The sequence below is a fragment of the Pseudomonas sp. FSL R10-1339 genome (genome assembly GCF_009600545.1).
Classification (GTDB): domain Bacteria; phylum Pseudomonadota; class Gammaproteobacteria; order Pseudomonadales; family Pseudomonadaceae; genus Aquipseudomonas; species Aquipseudomonas bubulae.
The window spans coordinates 37,979-54,374 of sequence record NZ_WIVQ01000004.1 but is presented as its reverse complement, the minus strand read 5'-3'; the positions used below and the strand labels follow the sequence as shown (position 1 = coordinate 54,374).

Below are 16,396 nucleotides of genomic sequence, written 5' to 3'. Positions count from 1 at the left end.
TGATCGACAAGAGGGAAACCGTCTGCCCATGATCCATATCCCGAAATCGGAATACGCACGTCGCCGCAAGGCACTCATGGCGCAGATGGAGCCCAACAGCATTGCGATCCTGCCCGCTGCGGCGGTGGCCATTCGCAATCGCGATGTCGAACATGTTTACCGCCAGGACAGCAATTTCCAGTACCTGAGCGGCTTTCCCGAGCCTGCGGCCGTGATCGTCCTGATTCCGGGCCGGGCACATGGCGAGTACGTGCTGTTTTGTCGCGAGCGCAACGCCGAGCGTGAATTGTGGGACGGCCTGCGGGCCGGGCAGGAAGGCGCAATTCGCGACTTCGGTGCTGACGACGCGTTCCCGATTACCGATATCGACGACATCCTGCCGGGCCTGATCGAAGGCCGCAGCCGGGTGTATTCGGCGATGGGCGGCAATCCCGAATTCGATCGCAATCTGATGGAGTGGATCAACGCGATCCGCTCCAAGGCCAGCCTCGGTGCCCAGCCGCCCAACGAATTCGTTGCTCTGGATCATCTGCTGCATGACATGCGCCTGTATAAATCGGCGGCAGAGCTCAAGGTCATGCGCCATGCGGCGCAAATTTCGGCTCGCGCCCATGTGCGTGCAATGCAGGCCAGCCGCGCCGGTTTGCATGAGTACAGCCTGGAGGCAGAGCTGGATTACGAATTTCGTAAAAGCGGGGCAAAAATGCCAGCCTATGGCTCGATCGTCGCCTCTGGCGATAACAGCTGCATCCTGCATTACCAGGAGAATGATGCACTGCTCAAAAGCGGCGATCTGGTGTTGATTGATGCTGGCTGCGAGATCGACTGCTACGCCAGCGATATAAGCCGTACGTTCCCGGTCAACGGCCGTTTTTCAGCGGAACAGAAAGCGATCTACGAGCTGGTTCTGGCTGCACAAGAGGCGGCATTTACCGAAATTGCCCCTGATAAACACTGGAATCAGGCCCATGAAGCCACAGTCCGGGTAATTACCGCCGGGCTGGTGGAGTTGGGGCTATTGCAGGGTGACGTTGACGAACTGATCGCCAGCGAGGCCTACAAGCCGTTTTACATGCACCGTGCTGGCCACTGGCTTGGGCTCGATGTGCATGACGTGGGTGAATACAAGGTCGAGGGTGAGTGGCGCGTGCTGGAGGCGGGCATGACCCTGACCGTCGAGCCGGGTATCTATATCAGCCCCGGCAACCTCGATGTCGCGAAAAAATGGCGCGGCATCGGCGTGCGAATCGAGGACGACGTAGTGGTCACCAAACATGGCTGTGAAATCCTGACGGGCGACGTGCCAAAAACTGTCGCCGAGATCGAAGCGTTGATGGCAGGCGCGGCATGAGCCGCGTCAATCTGGCCATCATCGGTGGCGGTCTGGTGGGGGCGAGCCTGGCGCTGGCGTTGCAGGCCGGGGCCAGGGCCCGTGGCTGGAAAATCGTATTGATCGAGCCGTTCGCCCCCGGCAACGCCTATCAGCCAAGCTACGATGCCCGCTCTTCGGCGCTCAGCTATGGTGCCCGGCTGATCTATGAACACTTGGGCCTGTGGCAGGCTATTGCTGAACGCGGTGAGCCGATCAAGGATATTCATGTATCCGATCGCGGGCGCTTCTCGACGGCTCGCTTGTCGGCCAGTGAAGAAGGCGTTCCGGCGCTAGGGTATGTGGTCGAAAACGCCTGGCTGGGCCAGTGCCTGTGGAAAAGCCTGGACCCGGACGTGATCAGCTGGCGTTGCCCGGCTGAAGTTATCCACATGCAACCGCTGGATGATGGCTATCGCCTGACCCTCAACGACGAAACCACGCTGGACTGCGATCTCGCCGTCCTGGCTGATGGCGGGCGTTCGGGCTTGCGCGAGAAACTGGGCATCCATGTGCGTCAGCAGCCCTACAACCAGAGCGCGCTGATAGCCAATATCACGCCGAGCCAGCCCCATGCTGGCATGGCGTTCGAACGTTTTACAGAAGAAGGCCCGATGGCTCTGCTGCCATTGCCTGACAACCGCTGCGCGCTGGTGTGGACGCGTTTGGGGATGGACGCGCAGCGTCTGGCAGCCCTGGATGAGCGCAGCTTTCTCAGCGAGTTGCAGGGCGTATTTGGCTATCGTCTGGGCACCCTCAAACGAGTGGGCGCGCGGCACCTGTATCCTTTGACGCTGATTGAAGCGCAGGAGCAGGTACGTCCTCATCTGGCGGTGCTGGGCAATGCGGCCCACAGCCTGCACCCGATTGCCGGACAGGGTTTCAACCTGTCCCTGCGCGATGCCCGGGCGCTGGCCGATGCCTTGTTGGGCAGTGACAAGCAACCCGGGGATTTCGCCACCCTGCTGAGTTATCAACAGGCGCAGCAACTCGACCAGCAACTGACCATCGGCTTCTCCGACAAGGTGACGCGGGTGTTTGGCAGTGAGCAGCCACTGGTGTCCTTTGGTCGCAACCTGGGCCTTCTAGGCCTTGACCTGTTGCCACCGGCCAAGCGCTGGTTTGCCCGTCAGGCAATGGGCCTGGGCACCCGCGCAGACAGTTGATGACGACCGGGGCGAGCTTGCCCCGTGTCGATCCATTTTTTCAGGTGCGGCGTACGCCGCTAGCGAGACAGGCTTAAAGCATGGAAATGCGCGCAGATCTGCTGATTGTTGGGGCCGGAATGGTCGGAAGCGCACTGGCGCTGGCGCTCAAGGACAGCGGGCTGAAAATCCTGCTGCTCGACGGTGGCCCGCTGAGCGTCAAGCCGTTTGCCAGCGAAGCGCCGTTCGAGCCTCGGGTCAGTGCCCTGTCGGCGGCCAGCCAGCGCATTTTGCAGCGTCTGGGCGCCTGGGACGGCATCATCCACCGCCGTGCCAGCCCGTACTCGCATATGCACGTGTGGGATGGCAGCGGCACCGGGCAGATCCACTTTTCGGCAGCCAGCGTGCACGCGGACGTGCTGGGCCATATCGTCGAGAACCGTGTGGTGCAGGACGCACTGCTGGAGTGCCTGCAGGGCAGTTGTATTGAAATGCTGGCCAATTCACGCCTGGAGCAGATGCGCCGCTCTGGCGACGACTGGCTGCTGACCCTGGCCGATGGCCGCACCTTGCGGGCGCCGCTGGTGATTGCCGCTGATGGCGCCAACTCGGCCGTACGTCGCCTCACCGGCTGTGAAACCCGTGAGTGGGATTACCAGCACCACGCTATCGTCACCAGCGTACGGTGTGCAGAACCGCACCAGCAGACCGCCTGGCAGCGTTTTACCGACCAAGGGCCGCTGGCATTCTTGCCGCTCGAGCGTGACGGTCAGCAGGAGTGGTGCTCGATCGTATGGTCGACCACCCCCGAACAAGCCCAATACCTGATGACGCTGGATGACGCAGCGTTCAGTCGTGAGCTGGAGCTGGCTTTTGAAGGTCGTCTTGGCAGTGTGCTGAGTGCCGATCCACGGGTATGCGTGCCACTGCGCCAGCGCCATGCCAAACGCTATGTCGCCGAAGGCCTGGCGTTGATCGGTGATGCGGCGCACACCATCCACCCGCTGGCCGGGCAGGGCGTGAACCTGGGCTTCCTGGATGCAGCAGTGCTGGCCGATGTGCTGATGCACGCGGTGGACCGTGGCGAACGTTTGGCGGATGTGCGTGTGCTGAGCCGTTTCGAGCGGCGGCGCATGCCCCACAACCTGGCGCTGATGGCGGCGATGGAGGGCTTTGAACGCTTGTTCCAGGCCGACTCCCTGACCGCCCGCCTGTTGCGCAACACCGGTTTGAAATGGGTGGATAAAATGCCCGAGGCCAAGGCCTTGTTTGTGCGTCAGGCACTGGGCCTGAGTGGCGACCTGCCGCCGTTGGCCAGGCCGTAACATCTGGTAACTCCTCCGGGGCGAGTTAGGTTGAGATGGCAAATGTGATTCACTACCATTTACGCCCGATTCGCATTAAGAGAGACCGCCCCTCATGTTGGCACGCAAGCGTCTACTGACTGCCCTGGCCCTGACCGTTTTTGCGAGCGGTGTTTCTGCTGCCGATGAGGTGGTGGTTTACTCCTCGCGTATCGACGAACTGATCAAACCGGTATTTGATGCCTACACCGCGAAAACCGGGGTCAAGGTCAAGTTCATCACCGACAAGGAAGCGCCGCTGATGCAGCGCATCAAGGCCGAGGGGCAAAACGCCACCGCCGATCTGTTGCTAACAGTGGATGCCGGTAACCTTTGGCAAGCTGAGCAAATGGGCATCCTGCAACCGTTCACCTCCGAGGTGATCGACAAAAATATCCCGCCGCAATATCGCTCTTCTTCTCACGAGTGGACTGGTCTGAGCCTGCGCGCACGGACTATCGCCTATTCGACGGACCGGGTTAAACCAGAAGAACTGTCGACCTATGAGGCTTTGGCCGACAAGAACTGGGAAGGTCGCTTGTGTCTGCGCACTGCCAAGAAGGTTTACAACCAGTCGCTGACCGCCACCATGATCGAAGTGAATGGCGCCGAGAAAACCGAAGAAATCCTCAAGGGCTGGGTCAACAACCTGTCCACAGACGTGTTCTCGGATGACATCGCCGTGCTTGAAGCCATCAACGCCGGGCAATGTGACGTGGGCATCGTCAACACTTACTACTACGGTCGCCTGCACAAGCAGAAGCCCGATCTGGCGGTGAAGCTGTTCTGGCCCAACCAGGCGGATCGTGGCGTTCACGTCAACTTGTCGGGTATTGGCCTGACCAAGTACGCGCCGCATCCTGAAGCGGCCAAGGCATTGGTGGAGTGGATGACCACCCCTGAAGCCCAATCGATTTTCGCTGGCGTAAACCAGGAATTTCCGGCCAACCCAAGCGTTCCACCTTCGGCGGAAGTGGCGAGCTGGGGTAGCTTCAAGGCCGATGCACTGCCGGTTGAAGTGGCAGGCAAGCGCCAGGCTGAAGCGATCCGCATGATGGACCGTGCTGGCTGGAACTGATCAAAATCTGAAGTAATACCTGTGGGAGCGGGCTTGCTCGCGATAGCATCGCCGGGGTTTCATTGGAAACTGCGGTGTTTGCATCGCGAGCAAGCCCGCTCCCACATTTGTTTTCACGTCGTCCCATCCACCTCCGAGAGTTTTTCGTGGCCCATCCTGCCCAACGTCGCTGGTACCCGCTGGTTTTTGTCATTGCTGCCCTGGTGCTGCTGCCGCTGAGCGTGTTGCTGCTGTCCTGGCAAAGCATTGATGCCCAGATCTGGAGCCACTTGTGGGACACGCAGATGCCGCGCCTGCTGGGCAACACCCTTACACTGATCGTCGGTGTGGGCATCGGCGTCACGCTGTTGGGCGTAAGCCTGGCCTGGTTGACCAGCCTCTGTGAGTTCCCTGGCAGGCGCTGGCTGGACTGGGCGTTGATGCTGCCGTTTGCGATTCCCGCCTATGTGCTGGCGTTTGTGTTTGTGGGCTTGCTGGACTTCGCCGGGCCCATACAGACCCTGCTGCGCGAGTGGTTCGGCATGGGCTTGCGGCTGCCTCGGGTGCGCTCAACCGGGGGGGTGATCACCGTGCTGATTCTGGTGTTCTACCCCTATGTCTACCTGCTGGCGCGCACGGCGTTTCTGGCCCAGGGCAAAGGCCTGATGGAAGCGGCACGGGTGCTGGGGCAAAGCCCGTGGCAGGCATTCTGGCGCGTGGCATTGCCGATGGCGCGCCCGGCAATTGGTGCCGGCGTAGCGCTGGCCTTGATGGAAGCCCTGGCTGATTTCGGTGCTGTGTCGGTGTTCAACTTCGACACCTTCACCACGGCTATTTACAAGACCTGGTACGGTTTTTTCAGTCTGTCGACGGCAGCACAACTGGCCAGTTTGCTGTTGCTGGTGGTCATGCTGGTGCTCTACGGCGAGCGCCGCGCCAGGGGGGCCAGCCGTGCCAGCAACGAGCGACCACGGGTCACTGCCCTTTACCACCTGAGCGGGCCCAAGGCATGGCTGGCCAGTGGCTGGTGTCTGCTGGTGTTTGCCTGTGCATTCGTGATCCCGATGTTGCAACTGGTGGTGTGGTTCTGGCAGCGCGGGCGCTTTGATCTGGACGAGCGTTATGTCGGTTTGATCGTGCATACCCTGTATCTGGGGGCAATGGCGGCGCTGATTACCGTCAGCGTGGCGCTGGTGCTGGCCTTTGCCCGACGCCAGGCGCCAACCCCGGCTATCCGTGCCGGGGTCAGCCTGGCGAACCTGGGCTATGCCTTGCCGGGTTCGGTGCTGGCGGTGTCGATCATGCTGGCGTTCAGTTATCTGGACCGCGAACTGGTGATCCCTGTTTCGGGGTGGCTGGGCGGTGCGGGCAAACCGTTGCTGCTGGGCAGCCTATCGGCCCTGTTGCTGGCGTATCTGGTGCGATTTATTGCCGTGGCCTATGGGCCGCTGGAAAACAGCCTAGCGCGGATTCGTCCGTCTTTGCCCGAAGCCGCCCGCAGTTTGGGCGTCAGTGGCCCGCGACTGTTTTTCAAGGTGTATCTGCCATTACTGCTGCCGGGCACCTTGAGCGCTGCGCTGCTGGTGTTTGTTGATGTGCTCAAGGAGATGCCGGCGACCTTGCTGATGCGCCCGTTTGGCTGGGATACGCTGGCCGTACGCATCTTCGAGATGACCAGCGAGGGTGAGTGGGCGCGGGCTTCGCTGCCGGCCTTGACCCTGGTACTGGTCGGTTTGTTACCGGTCATCGGTTTGATTCGACGCTCGGCCCATCGCATCGGTTAGGTGTCAGTCCTCCTGCATGCGGCTACAATGCGCGGCATTCGGTGCGGTCTGTCTGTCAGGCCAGGTTTCTGCGTGATGTAAAAAAGCCGCTTGTTTGGCTTGAAATGCTCCGCAGCCTGTCCGCACCTTCGCCAAGCCCGGAAGGAGAAACCCATGGGACAGCGTACGCCTCTGTATGACCTGCATCTCGCCCTAGGCGCGAAGATGGTCGATTTTGGCGGTTGGGATATGCCTTTGCATTACGGCTCGCAGGTTGAGGAGCACCATGAGGTGCGCCGCGACTGTGGGGTTTTTGATGTCTCGCATATGACCGTGATCGACATCACCGGGCTTCAGGCCAAGCAATGGTTGCAGTATTTGCTGGCCAACGATGTCGAACGACTGAACACCCCCGGTCGCGCCTTGTACAGCGCCATGCTCAACGAGCAGGGCGGCGTGGTCGACGACATGATCGTCTACCTGATGCCTGGCGGTTATCGGCTTATCGTCAACGCCGCCACTCGCGATCAGGATCTGGCCTGGATGCAGGCTCAGCTTAAGGGCTATGACGTGCAACTGCAGGAGCGTCCAGAGTTGGCCCTGCTGGCCATTCAGGGGCCACAGGCGCGACATAAGGTCGCCGAACTGGTGAGCCAGGCCCGTGCCCAACTGATCCAGCAGCTCAAGCCCTTTGAAGGGCAGAGCTGTGGCGACTGGTTTATTGCCCGCACCGGCTACACCGGCGAAGACGGCCTTGAAATCGTGCTCCCGGCCGATCAGGCCCCGGCTTTTTTCAACGATCTGGTCGGCGCCGGTATTTCACCGATCGGCCTTGGCGCCCGCGACACCTTGCGCCTGGAAGCCGGCATGAACCTCTACGGGCAGGATATCCACCTGTCGGTGTCCCCCCTTTGCGCCAATATGGCCTGGACCATTGCCTGGGAGCCTGCTTCACGCAAGTTCGTGGGGCGCGAAGCGCTGGAGGCCGAAAAGGCCGGTGGCGTGCAGCTCAAACTGGTGGGTTTGGTGCTTGAAGAGCGGGGTGTTTTGCGCGCCCATCAGGTGGTTCGCATCGCCAATGTTGGCGAAGGAGAGATCACCAGTGGTAGTTTCTCTCCCACGCTAAGCAAATCGATCGCTCTGGCGCGAGTTCCGATGGCAACGGCTGACCGTGCCGAGGTTGAGATTCGTGGCAAGTGGTACCCGGTTCGCGTAGTCAAACCGACTTTTGTTCGTCTTGGCAAAGCCTTGATCTAACGTTTACTGGCGGGCGTGCACAGAGTGCATGCCGCTGACATTTATACTTGAGGACACTGAATATGAGCCTGATCCCTGCCGAGTTGCGCTTTGCTGAAAGTCACGAGTGGGCCCGTCTGGAAGCAGATGGCACGGTTACCGTAGGCATCAGCGATCACGCTCAGGAAGCCTTGGGGGATGTGGTGTTTGTTGAGCTGGCTGAAGTTGGCAAAGTATTCGCTGCTGGCGATACCGCGGGTGTTGTGGAGTCGGTAAAAGCCGCTTCCGACATCTACTCGCCGGTGTCGGGCGAAGTGATTGCCGTCAATGAAGCGCTGGCTGACAGCCCTGAGTCGCTGAACAGCGAGCCGTACACCAGCTGGATTTTCAAGCTCAAGCCAAGCAACACCGCCGAGCTGGAAAAACTGCTGGACGCTGCCGGCTACAAGGCTGCAATCGGCGAGTAACGAGCAAAAGAATATCAACTGTGGGAGCGAGCCTGCTCGCGAACAAGCTTCGCGAGCAGGCTCGCTCCCACAGGGAGGTCAGGCGTTTTGCAGAACTGCTTTCACCGCTGCCACCGAACGCTCTACATCGGCCTTGGTCATCGCCGTAAACATCGGCAATGATACGATCAGGCGCCCGACACGTTCGGCCACCGGGAACATCCCTTCTTTAAAGCCCTGCGCGCGGTACAGGCTGAGCAAGTGAATTGGCGGGTAGTGGTAACCGATGCCCACGCCCAATGCCTGCATTTCTTTCATAAAGGTCGCCCGCGCCGGTTGACCATCCTTGCGCTCAGGCAGCACGAGCTGGAACAGATGCCAGTTGGTGTTGTTGAAATCCGCCACCGGCAGTTGCGCGCCGTATTCCGCTTCAAAATCCGACCCGAAGCACTCAAAGTAATGCTTGGCCAGCGCCCGACGATGGGCGGTGATGGTTTCGATATGGGCGAACTGGCCCAGACCAATCGCAGCCGCAATGTCGGTCATATTGAACTTGCCACCCAGCACGTCGACATCCAGGCCGTCGAAACCGGTACGGGTAACGCCTTGCAGGCGGTATTTTTCGGCCAGCCGCGCTTCTTCTTCATTGTTCAGTACCAGGCAACCACCTTCGGATGAGGTGATGTTCTTGTTGGCCTGAAAACTGAAAGAAACGAAATCGCCGCGTGCGCCAATGCGCTCACCTTGCCAGTTGGAGCCCAGGGCCTGGGCCGCATCTTCAACCACGCGCAGGTTATGCTTTTTGGCAATTGCGTAGAGCGCGTCCATGTCCACTGGCAGGCCCGACAGGTACACCGGAATGATGGCCTTGGTGCGCGGGGTAATGGCTGCTTCGAGCTTGTTAAGATCGATATTGCGGGTTACCGGGTCGATATCGGCAAACACCGGCGTGGCACCGACTTCGATAATCACATTGGCAGTAGCGACCCATGAAATAGGCGTGGTGATGACTTCATCGCCGGCTCCGATTCCGGCAATGCGCAGAGCGATTTCCATGGTGCAAGTGCCGGAGTTGAAAGTGCGCACCGGGCGCCCGCCAAAATACTCGGACAATTGTGCTTCGAATGCCTGCACCTTGGGCCCGCTGGTGATCCAGCCCGAGCGCAACACGTCGCCCACGGCAGCAATGGTGGCTTCATCAATGGTGGGTTTGGAAAACGGCAGGAAAGGCAGCGAGCTCATAGAGGCATGACGTCCGATGTGAGTGAATTTGAGTAACCAAAGAGCAACAGCATAGCGCTCAAGATCATACCCGCAGGATCACTCACAGCTGGTGAAAATTCTGTATGGCGGCTGAATGAGCAAGGGCCGTATTGCGTAGCAGCTGCTACAGGAAAACTGCAACTGTGGGAGCGAGCCTGCTCGCGAAGGTCGTTCGCGAGCAGGTTCGCTCCCACAATAAGGCTTGACCTGCAACAGAGAATCCACAGATGGAGGTGTTTACTCAGCCGTGGCGTTTTTAACCAGAATCGCGTTAGCCAGGTCCATATCGCTGACTTTCAGGTTCGGGTTATCGGCGCGCACTTGTTGCATGGCCGATTCCAGGTACGGGCCACGAATTGATCCGTTACTGGCGACAAAACTGCCGGCGTCATCTTGAGCTGCGATGACTTTGCGGTCTTTTTTGAAGGTCAGGTAAGTGGACCCGGTGGTTGCGCCGGAAGACAGCACATTACGCCAGAAGCTGTCGGCCATGGCCGAACCAACAGGCAGGGACAGCAAGGCGATAGCGGCAACAGCATATTTGAGACGCATGACGGTGACTCCGGATAGATTAGCTATAGTATTTGATTGCCAATAGTGCGCAGGAGTTCCGTAACCTTACGGCACAATTTCTACGCTCAACACGGCTCCGTTTTGTTCGGTTACGCGTACCGATGTTCCCACCGGAGCGTCAGGCCCTACTGCCATCCATACGCTGTCCCCTACCTTGATTTTGCCCCGCCCTTCGACAATCGCCTGTTGCACGATAAAAGTACGACCGATCAGCTCATGACCGCGGCGGTTGAGGTTCGGCTGGTCGCCACTCTCCCCAGTGCCACGTTGGCGCCGCCACCAGAATACCGCCGTGAGGATCGCCAGCACGCCAAACAGCGGCAATTGCAGTGTCCAGGGCAGCTCCGGGGCCAGGAACGTCAAGCCGCCCACAATCAGGGCAGCAAGGCCCACCCACAGCAGATAACCACCGGCGCCGAATACCTCCAGAATCAGCAGTACCGTGCCAAGAGCCAGCCAGTCCCAGAAGTTCAGGTCTTGCAGAAACTCCCACATGTATCAGGCCTTCCTGGTATCAAAGGTGGCTTTGACGATTTCGCTGATGCCTCCCACGGCGCCGATCACCTGGCTGGCTTCCAGCGGCATGAGGATGACCTTGCTGTTGTTGGCAGAAGCCAGTTTGCCCAGCGCATCGATATATTTTTGTGCAACAAAATAGTTGATCGCCTGTACGTTGCCTGAGGCAATGGCTTCCGACACCACTTGTGTGGCGCGGGCTTCGGCTTCGGCCTGGCGTTCGCGGGCTTCGGCTTCGAGGAACGCTGCCTGGCGGCCCCCTTCGGCTTCGAGGATCTGTGCCTGTTTTTTGCCTTCGGCGGTGAGGATTGCTGCGGCCCTTAGCCCTTCAGCTTCAAGAATTTGCGCACGCTTGATACGTTCGGCTTTCATTTGCCCGGACATGGCGGCCATCAGGTCGGCCGGCGGGCTGATGTCCTTGATCTCGATACGGGTGATTTTGATGCCCCACGGTGCCGTTGCTTCATCGACTGTGCGCAACAGTTTTTCATTGATGCCGTCACGCTGACTGAGCATGGCATCCAGCTCCATGGAACCCAGCACGGTGCGGATGTTGGTTTGCAGCAGGTTGCGGTTGGCATGCTCGAGGTTGTTGACCTCATAGGCGGCTTGCGCCGTGTTGACCACCTGGAAGAAACACACGGCATCGATTTGTACCGTGGCGTTATCGGCGGTAATCACTTCTTGTGGGGGGATATCCAGCACGCTTTCCATGACGTTGATCTTGCGTCCGATACGATCCATCACCGGGATGATGATGTTCAGGCCCGGCTTGAGGGTATTGGTGTATCGCCCGAAGCGTTCCACCGTCCATTGATAACCTTGCGGCACCACCTTGAAGCCCATAAAGAGCACGGCAATGGCCAGGGCGACAAATAACAGGATCACAGTACCCACTTGCATAACCATTCCTTGTTTTTGAGGTGTAAGAAACAAACGAGCGTGAAGCGTAGCGATCTAGAAAATTGTCCAACTCCCTGGATTTTAGTCAAAACAACTCAAGCATGCGGGGTGACTCGCAGTGCTTCTTGCAGTGAGGTCACCCCGTCTGCAACTTTTAGGGCCGCAGCAAGCCTGAGGCTGAGCATTCCTTGTGCACCTGCCTGGCGACGAATGGCGTTGAGGTCGGTTTCGCGGCCAATCAGCCCCCTGAGTTTTTCGCTTATGACCATGACTTCGTAAACACCGACCCTTCCGGTGTAACCGGTTTCGCGGCACTGCGCACAACCAACGGCCCGGCAGATTGTGTCCGGTGCTGCCCCGGCCCAGGCCGGGGCAAAATCCTGCCATTCGTCGGGAGCCGGCGGATGTTCGGTCTTGCACTCCGGGCACAAGGTTCTGACCAGTCGCTGGGCCATGACACCCAGCAATGTGGCCTTTATCAGATAGGGGGCAACCCCGAGTTCTTGCAGGCGGCTGATGGCGCCGGGAGCGTCGTTGGTATGCAGGGTCGAGAGCACCAGATGCCCGGTGAGTGCAGCCTGAATAGCCACTTCGGCGGTTTCCAGATCACGTATCTCACCGAGCATGATGATATCCGGGTCCTGGCGCAGCAGCGCCCGCACACCGTTGGCGAAGGTCAGGTCAATGTTGGTCTGAACCTGCATTTGATTGAACGCCGGCTCGATCATTTCGATGGGGTCTTCGAGGGTGCACAGGTTGATTTTGGGGGTGGCCAGTTGCTTGAGCGTTGCATACAGGGTGCTGGTTTTGCCCGAGCCGGTGGGGCCGGTATTCAAAATAATGCCGTTGGGCCGGGTGGTCATGTGCTGCCAGCGTTGCAAGTCGTTAGGGGAGAGGCCCAACTGGTCGAAATCTTTGAGCAGGACCTGCGGGTCAAAAATACGTATCACCATTTTTTCGCCAAAGGCGGTGGGCAGGGTGGCGAGCCTCAGTTCCACTTCAGCGCCCTGGGGCAGGCGGGTTTTTATCCGGCCGTCCTGGGGTTTGCGTTTTTCGGCAACATTCATCCGGCCCAGGCTCTTGAGGCGACTGACAACGGCCATCGTTACCTGTGGCGGGAAGTGGTAAACATCATGCAGCACGCCGTCGATCCGAAAGCGCACGCAACCCTGCTCACGGCGGGGCTCCAGGTGGACATCGCTGGCGCGTTGTTCAAAGGCGTACTGAAACAGCCAGTCGACGATATTGACGATGTGCGCATCGTTGGCATCCGGTTCCCGGTCGCCTGCGCCCAAGGTCAGCAGTTGTTCGAAATTGGCCGGCGGGCTGGTCTTCTGATCGTTGAGTACAGCCCCAGTGACCGATTTGGCCAGCTGGAAAAACTCTACGTTGAGGCGCTGGATTTCCAGGGGGTTGGCAATGACACGTCTGATAGGGCGCTTGAGCGACTGGCGCAAATCGGCCTCCCAACTGCTGACCCAGGGCTGGGTGTTGGCAACTGTGATGGCTGAGGCATCGGCCGCCACCGCGATGATTCCATGCCGCTGGGCGAAGGCAAAGGACATTGCTCCGGTCACGGTGGCGACATCGACCTTGAGCGGATCAAGGCGCAGGTAGGGTTGCCCTGCATGGTTGGCGAGCCAGGCAGTGAGGGTTTCAAGATCGAGAATCCTGCCTCCCCGATCGGGATCGCAGAATTGTTGCTGCGCAAGAAATACCAGGGGGTGGAGGGTGGCACTGGACGCTTCGCGACTGCGTACCATTGCCTGCGTGGCGCAGCTTTGCTGGATACGATTTTGCGCCAACAGCGCGGATAACAGATTGTTGAGGTTCAGCCACCGGTCATGGGACGGGGTGATGCGCATAACGGCTCCTTGAGGCATCGGCGCAGACAGGTCCTTGTCTGGCCATGTACCTGATAAAGCCTAGTTGCGCCGTGTTGGCCCGCCTGCCACCAATGGTTGCGAACTATTACCCGCAAGCTTGCATTGCCGGGTCCTTGGCGGCCTGCACGGGTTGCAGCTGCATGTCGAAGACGCTGATCAGGCTGCGCAGTTTTTCGCCGATGATCCGGGCACGGTGCCAGCTCTGTTCGTGACTGCGGATGTCAATGCTCAAGGTGTCCCCGTCACGTACCACATCCACTTGCTGCGGGATCAGTTGCTGCAGGGCAAACAGATTGAGCACCCGGCACAGCACGTCGGCATCGGCTTCGGCCTGGATACGGAAAAGCACCTGGCAAGGGGCTGCATTGCTGGCCCATACGTCGGGGCGAGGGGCGTGGGTAATGACTTCAAGATGCGGCATGCAATGGCTCCTGTTCAGACTGGAGAAATATTTACACGTCGCGGGAGAATTTTTTTATCTAAGATGTTTTGAATTGACGATAAATAGACTCGAACAAGTCTCAGCTTATTCATTAATGGGTATTTTTATGCAAAGCGAGCTGGATGCTTACGACCGACGCATATTGGCGCTGCTGCAAGAGGACGCTTCGCTGTCCAGCGCGCAGATCGCGGAGAAGGTGGGGCTTTCGCAATCGCCCTGCTGGCGGCGGATCCAGAAGATGAAGGACGAGGGCATCATTCGTGGCCAGGTCACCTTGCTCGATCGCAAGAAAATCGGCCTCAATACGCAAATTTTTGCCGAGATCAAACTCAATGCACACGGTCGCTCAAACTTCACCGAGTTTACTGACGCGATCCGCGGTTTCCCCGAAGTGCTGGAATGCTATGTGCTGATGGGAGCGGTAGATTTTCTGCTGCGTATCGTGACGGCTGATATCGAAGCCTACGAGCGGTTTTTCTTTGAGAAACTGTCGATGGTGCCGGGCATTCAAGAGGTGAATTCGATTGTGGCGTTGTCCGAGATCAAGTCCACCACCTGCCTGCCGGTCTGAATCCCGGAAAACAAAACGGCCTTCTCAAGGAAGGCCGTCGGCTGGGTTTGCGCACTGTTATCAGTGAACAAACAACGCAATCAGAATAATGATCGGAATTGGAATACCGAGGAAAAACAGCAGAAGTGAGCGCATTTTATTCTCCAGTCAACGAATAGCCCGGGTTAAACCAGCGGGGTTGTGGTGGTGGGGGTCAGATACGTCACGGCATCGCGGCGACGGCCGCCGAAGGTGGCGCATAGGCTGGCAAAGAAAGCGCCGATCAGCAGTGTGATAAACATCCACAAGGTGGACCAGGCGGCGACCTTGGCAGCGGTATCAGCGGTATCAGCGGCTTCCTTGGCTTTTACCTTGGCCTCTTCAACAGCCTGATGGGCCTTGGCGTAGACCTGGTCGACCCGTTGTTCGGCTTCAGGTTGGCTGAGGTTGGTGCGCTGGGCGATGATTTGGGCCAGGTAGGTACGGTCTTCACTGCTCAATTGGCCGTCATTGGCCAGGCTGTGGGCGAAGATGCGGGCCACGGTGCCATGGGCTGCGTCTTCGCTGACAGCGGTGCCGCGGTCATCGCGAAACAGGCTGTCGATAAAATAGTCCGAACCTTTGTCGCCATTGTTGGCTGCGGCACTGCCGGCTGCACTGCTGATCGCCGTTGCGGCGCCTGAAGCTACGCTGGCCCCGGCTTGAACGCCGCTGCCGATCACGCTGCTGACCGAGCCTGCAACCAGGGTAGCGGTTACCAGCGTGGCCACGGCCCATGCCAGAAAACCATGGGCGGTGTCGCGAAAGTAGGCTTCATCGCCATGCAGGTTGGTCCATTTGACCCGCAAACGACCGGCCAGATAACCGCCCATGCCGGAAGCAATGATCTGGGTAACGGCCAGCCAGACGATGGCGGTAATACCCAGGCCTTTGGCGCCCACCCCTTCATTGGCCCACGGAGAAACCGCAGAAAACCCAAGCCCCGCCCCTAGCATCAGCAGCAGCAGGGAGAGGACGGCAGCAGTGGCGGCGCCGGCAAAGATGGCGGCCCAGGAAACACCGGATTGACCGGAGGAATCTTGCAGGGCTGCGGGATAGTGTTCAGTTGTCCCGATCATTGTTGTTGTGCTCCTGAATGGTAGGAAGTGCAGCGTTCATTCAGGTAATTGCAGGGGATGTGCCAACCCTGTGTTGCAGGTAATTCCATATCTTTCAATGGCTTGCAAATGGTTGGTTTTTTCGGTGTATGCAGATTGCATGATCAGGGGCAAAACAGGCGGGCGTAATGCATTGAAACAATTTGCCCGGAGCAGGCGCAGGTAAAAAAAACGGGAGCCTTTCGGCTCCCGTTGTACGCATCAGTCGTGACGATGCTTGTTTTTGCGATGGCCATACGCGTGGCCACGGCCGCGATGATCGTCGCGGTAGTAGCGACGGTTATCGCGGTCACGATAGCGGCGATCGTCGCTGTCGCTTTTATTGCCCATATAGTTGCCCAGCGCGCCACCGGCACCACCGCCAGCGGCCGAGCCCACCAGTGCGCCTGTGCTGCCGCCGACACTGCGGCCCAGCACGTTACCGCCTGCAGCACCCAGTGCGCCGCCAATGGCGGCTTCACCACGGCTGCGTTTGTCGGCACCTACGGCACTACCTGCCGCACCACCCACACCTGCACCAATCGCAGAACCGGTCGAGCCGCCGAGCTGTTGGCCAACAACGGCGCCAAGAACCCCGCCTAATGCGCCGCCTACACCGGCTTCGGTGGTGCCACCGGCCGAGGCTACGCCACTGACCAGGCCAAGGGACAACAAGAGAATCGAGGTGAGCTTCATGGATGAGCCTCAAAGAGATGACGGCGCGATCCTGAGGCTGCAAGCGGTTGGTGACAATCGAAATCCGACGAG

At 59.1% G+C, this 16,396-nt stretch carries 16 protein-coding genes; 8 read left to right on the top strand and 8 right to left on the bottom strand.

Going from position 1 to position 16,396, the window contains the following annotated elements:
* Positions 1-28: 28 nt before the first annotated feature.
* The 7 genes from pepP (at position 29) to gcvH (ending at position 8,380) form a co-directional block, all read left to right on the top strand.
* Positions 29-1,351, top strand: a complete 1,323-nt coding sequence (gene pepP, locus GHO03_RS02790) for a Xaa-Pro aminopeptidase (protein ID WP_095000717.1) — start codon at positions 29-31, stop codon at positions 1,349-1,351.
* Positions 1,348-2,535, top strand: coding sequence for a 2-octaprenyl-6-methoxyphenyl hydroxylase (ubiH, locus tag GHO03_RS02785; protein ID WP_133143920.1), 1,188 nt, complete (start codon positions 1,348-1,350; stop codon positions 2,533-2,535). Before pepP ends, ubiH begins: the two co-directional genes overlap by 4 nt.
* Positions 2,536-2,621: 86 nt before the next feature.
* A complete protein-coding gene (locus GHO03_RS02780) occupies positions 2,622-3,839 on the top strand; it encodes a 2-octaprenyl-3-methyl-6-methoxy-1,4-benzoquinol hydroxylase (RefSeq protein ID WP_176464258.1) in 1,218 nt (405 codons plus the stop codon).
* Positions 3,840-3,933: 94 nt separating this feature from the next.
* A complete protein-coding gene (locus GHO03_RS02775) occupies positions 3,934-4,935 on the top strand; it encodes an extracellular solute-binding protein (RefSeq protein ID WP_095000720.1) in 1,002 nt (333 codons plus the stop codon).
* Between the two features lie 146 nt (positions 4,936-5,081).
* Positions 5,082-6,698: an iron ABC transporter permease gene (locus tag GHO03_RS02770; protein WP_133143918.1), complete on the top strand. Its 1,617-nt coding sequence runs from the start codon at positions 5,082-5,084 to the stop codon at positions 6,696-6,698.
* A 153-nt stretch (positions 6,699-6,851) separates the two neighbouring features.
* On the top strand, positions 6,852-7,934 hold the full coding sequence (gcvT, locus tag GHO03_RS02765) for a glycine cleavage system aminomethyltransferase GcvT (RefSeq protein ID WP_095000722.1): 1,083 nt from the start codon (positions 6,852-6,854) through the stop codon (positions 7,932-7,934).
* 62 nt (positions 7,935-7,996) lie between these two features.
* Complete coding sequence (gene gcvH / locus GHO03_RS02760; protein WP_095000723.1) at positions 7,997-8,380, top strand: glycine cleavage system protein GcvH; 384 nt, start codon at positions 7,997-7,999, stop codon at positions 8,378-8,380.
* A 78-nt stretch (positions 8,381-8,458) separates the two neighbouring features.
* On the opposite strand, the gene GHO03_RS02755 is transcribed toward gcvH, so the two are convergent.
* From GHO03_RS02755 to GHO03_RS02730, 6 genes are all read right to left on the bottom strand, one after another.
* A complete protein-coding gene (locus GHO03_RS02755) occupies positions 8,459-9,601 on the bottom strand; it encodes a DegT/DnrJ/EryC1/StrS aminotransferase family protein (RefSeq protein WP_133143917.1) in 1,143 nt (380 codons plus the stop codon).
* A 258-nt stretch (positions 9,602-9,859) separates the two neighbouring features.
* The gene (locus GHO03_RS02750) at positions 9,860-10,174 is read right to left on the bottom strand and encodes a DUF2388 domain-containing protein (protein WP_095000725.1); all 315 of its coding nucleotides are present in this window, start codon (positions 10,172-10,174) and stop codon (positions 9,860-9,862) included.
* A gap of 66 nt (positions 10,175-10,240) precedes the next feature.
* Entirely contained in the window at positions 10,241-10,690 is a 450-nt protein-coding gene (locus GHO03_RS02745; RefSeq protein ID WP_095017786.1) for an NfeD family protein, read from the bottom strand.
* A gap of 3 nt (positions 10,691-10,693) precedes the next feature.
* Positions 10,694-11,614, bottom strand: coding sequence for an SPFH domain-containing protein (locus tag GHO03_RS02740; RefSeq protein WP_153399109.1), 921 nt, complete (start codon positions 11,612-11,614; stop codon positions 10,694-10,696).
* Positions 11,615-11,709: 95 nt separating this feature from the next.
* Complete coding sequence (locus tag GHO03_RS02735) at positions 11,710-13,479, bottom strand: GspE/PulE family protein (RefSeq protein ID WP_153399106.1); 1,770 nt, start codon at positions 13,477-13,479, stop codon at positions 11,710-11,712.
* A gap of 106 nt (positions 13,480-13,585) precedes the next feature.
* A complete protein-coding gene (locus tag GHO03_RS02730) occupies positions 13,586-13,921 on the bottom strand; it encodes a hypothetical protein (RefSeq protein ID WP_095000729.1) in 336 nt (111 codons plus the stop codon).
* A 127-nt stretch (positions 13,922-14,048) separates the two neighbouring features.
* On the opposite strand from GHO03_RS02730, the gene GHO03_RS02725 reads away from it, so the two are divergent.
* The gene (locus GHO03_RS02725) at positions 14,049-14,513 is read left to right on the top strand and encodes an Lrp/AsnC family transcriptional regulator (protein WP_095000730.1); all 465 of its coding nucleotides are present in this window, start codon (positions 14,049-14,051) and stop codon (positions 14,511-14,513) included.
* Positions 14,514-14,677: 164 nt separating this feature from the next.
* On the opposite strand, the gene GHO03_RS02720 is transcribed toward GHO03_RS02725, so the two are convergent.
* Together GHO03_RS02720 and GHO03_RS02715 are read right to left on the bottom strand one after the other, a co-directional pair.
* Positions 14,678-15,610, bottom strand: coding sequence for a hypothetical protein (locus GHO03_RS02720; RefSeq protein ID WP_153399103.1), 933 nt, complete (start codon positions 15,608-15,610; stop codon positions 14,678-14,680).
* Positions 15,611-15,850: 240 nt separating this feature from the next.
* A complete protein-coding gene (locus GHO03_RS02715) occupies positions 15,851-16,324 on the bottom strand; it encodes a glycine zipper domain-containing protein (protein ID WP_095000732.1) in 474 nt (157 codons plus the stop codon).
* Between the last annotated feature and the right edge of the window lie 72 nt (positions 16,325-16,396).

Bases quoted from the DNA above. Each gene is read 5' to 3' on its own strand.
- GHO03_RS02740 (WP_153399109.1), bottom strand. From the start codon at position 11,614: ATGCAAGTGGGTACTGTGATCCTGTTATTTGTCGCCCTGGCCATTGCC.
- gcvT (WP_095000722.1), top strand. From the start codon at position 6,852: ATGGGACAGCGTACGCCTCTGTATGACCTGCATCTCGCCCTAGGCGCG.
- GHO03_RS02755 (WP_133143917.1), bottom strand. From the start codon at position 9,601: ATGAGCTCGCTGCCTTTCCTGCCGTTTTCCAAACCCACCATTGATGAA.
- GHO03_RS02735 (WP_153399106.1), bottom strand. From the start codon at position 13,479: ATGCGCATCACCCCGTCCCATGACCGGTGGCTGAACCTCAACAATCTG.
- GHO03_RS02750 (WP_095000725.1), bottom strand. From the start codon at position 10,174: ATGCGTCTCAAATATGCTGTTGCCGCTATCGCCTTGCTGTCCCTGCCT.
- gcvH (WP_095000723.1), top strand. From the start codon at position 7,997: ATGAGCCTGATCCCTGCCGAGTTGCGCTTTGCTGAAAGTCACGAGTGG.
- ubiH (WP_133143920.1), top strand. From the start codon at position 1,348: ATGAGCCGCGTCAATCTGGCCATCATCGGTGGCGGTCTGGTGGGGGCG.
- GHO03_RS02730 (WP_095000729.1), bottom strand. From the start codon at position 13,921: ATGCCGCATCTTGAAGTCATTACCCACGCCCCTCGCCCCGACGTATGG.
- GHO03_RS02780 (WP_176464258.1), top strand. From the start codon at position 2,622: ATGCGCGCAGATCTGCTGATTGTTGGGGCCGGAATGGTCGGAAGCGCA.
- pepP (WP_095000717.1), top strand. From the start codon at position 29: ATGATCCATATCCCGAAATCGGAATACGCACGTCGCCGCAAGGCACTC.
- GHO03_RS02725 (WP_095000730.1), top strand. From the start codon at position 14,049: ATGCAAAGCGAGCTGGATGCTTACGACCGACGCATATTGGCGCTGCTG.
- GHO03_RS02720 (WP_153399103.1), bottom strand. From the start codon at position 15,610: ATGATCGGGACAACTGAACACTATCCCGCAGCCCTGCAAGATTCCTCC.
- GHO03_RS02715 (WP_095000732.1), bottom strand. From the start codon at position 16,324: ATGAAGCTCACCTCGATTCTCTTGTTGTCCCTTGGCCTGGTCAGTGGC.
- GHO03_RS02745 (WP_095017786.1), bottom strand. From the start codon at position 10,690: ATGTGGGAGTTTCTGCAAGACCTGAACTTCTGGGACTGGCTGGCTCTT.
- GHO03_RS02775 (WP_095000720.1), top strand. From the start codon at position 3,934: ATGTTGGCACGCAAGCGTCTACTGACTGCCCTGGCCCTGACCGTTTTT.